1 protein-coding gene is annotated in these 1,531 nt (G+C 68.0%); it reads right to left on the bottom strand.

Annotation, left to right across the window (positions count from 1 at the left end; genetic code table 11):
- A partial coding sequence (locus CH306_RS29700) for a DUF222 domain-containing protein (RefSeq protein WP_256981292.1) occupies positions 1-1,502 on the bottom strand: 1,502 nt, incomplete at its 3' end.
- Positions 1,503-1,531 lie beyond the last annotated feature (29 nt).

Raw genomic sequence — 1,531 nt, 5'->3', positions numbered from 1 at the left:
TGGTCGTCGGTGGCGAGTCTGGTGGTGCGCCCGAGCGCGAGCGGGACGCCGTGGTGGTCGACGATCACCGGGGTGAGGTCTGCGTCGCAAGTGAGAAGTTCGGCGAGGGAGCGACTGATCGGGCCGGTCCAGTCGAGGTGGAACGGCCAGTCGGCATCGCCAGGCTCGGGAACGGACTTCTCCCTCGCATCACTACCACCGGCAGCGACACCACCGTCGGTGCTGCGACCGACACGACTCTCGGGAGAGTCACCGGTGCATGAACGGTCGCCGGCACCAGAACTCCCTCTGGCGCGTTGACCGCGGCCCGTGGCTCGATCGGGACCGGCGTCGGTGTCTTCGGTTCGTGAACCGCCGTCGATACCAACACTCTCGCTGACGCGGTGACCGCCGTCAGCACCACCATCGGGACCGGCGTCGGCATTACTGGTTCGTGAGTTGCCGTGGGCACCAGCACTCTCGCTGGCGCGGTGGCCGCCGTCAGCACCGGTAGCTTGTGTTGTCGAACCCGTTGGTGCGCTGGCAGTTTCCTTGTTTCCGCGGTCGCTGAGCAGGTCGCGCAGCGGAACGATCAGGTGCACCGACGCCCGCGACCCACCCGACGCCCCGCGGCTGCCACCGCGTAGGTGCCGGTCGAGAATCCGATCGAGTGCATCGGCCCGGCGTTTCGACGGACTCCGCGGGTCGCGTTCCCCGCCCGGGCCCGGTTGCGGTGCGGTCAAAGTCGACAACACGGTGAGCAGCTTCTCGGCGAGGAGCCGGTCGACGTCGCCACCGAGCTGGAAGCGGCCACTGGCCAGCCGGTGAACATCGAACCGGTTCAGGTTCGGGTTCTCCGCCATCGGTACCGGCGGCGGCCCCGACGGAACAGGCTCGGGCCCAGCAGGTTCGGGCCCACCCGAACCACCGGCATCACCGGCATCACCGGAGCCACCGGCATCATTCGAACCACTGGTATCGGCTCGGCCCGCCTGCTCTTGCTCGCGCGCTCGTTCCTGCTCTAGTCGTTTCTTCTCGGCCTGCTCGTGTCGAGCTCGGGCGTCCTCTGCCGCAGAATGCGCGAGTGCCTGAGCACGGGAGCTGACCTGCCCGGCGGTGCCGCGCATCGCGGTCTCGAGCAGTTCCGCGACGACGGCGTCGCGGCGCTGCTCGTCGAGGGTGGGTTCGGCGACCACCACGGTGGCGTAGCCGTCGGCGATCGCCGAGGCGTGCGCGGCGTGGATGTCACCGCCGGCGAGGGCGTCGAGCACGCTCGGCCACTGGGTGAGCCACTGCCCGAGTTCCATCTGACGCGCCGCGGATCCGTCGGTGATGCGCACCGACTTCGCGTACCAGCGGGTGACCGTCGAATGCCCGAGTTTCATCGCCAGGCCACGCCGGTCGATCTCGGCGAGCAGTGCTAATCTCGCTGCAGCCAAAGTACTTTCGTGGGACGACACGTCGGCGAGCTTGGAGACCAATTCCTGGTCCTTGAGCTCGAACACATCCCCCCATGTCTTCACCCCACGAAAGCTATACCCACCCACCGACA

Origin of the sequence: Rhodococcus sp. 15-725-2-2b, from assembly GCF_002259075.1 — a bacterium.
Lineage (GTDB): Bacteria > Actinomycetota > Actinomycetes > Mycobacteriales > Mycobacteriaceae > Rhodococcoides.
This window is presented reverse-complemented; position numbering and strand designations above follow the sequence as displayed.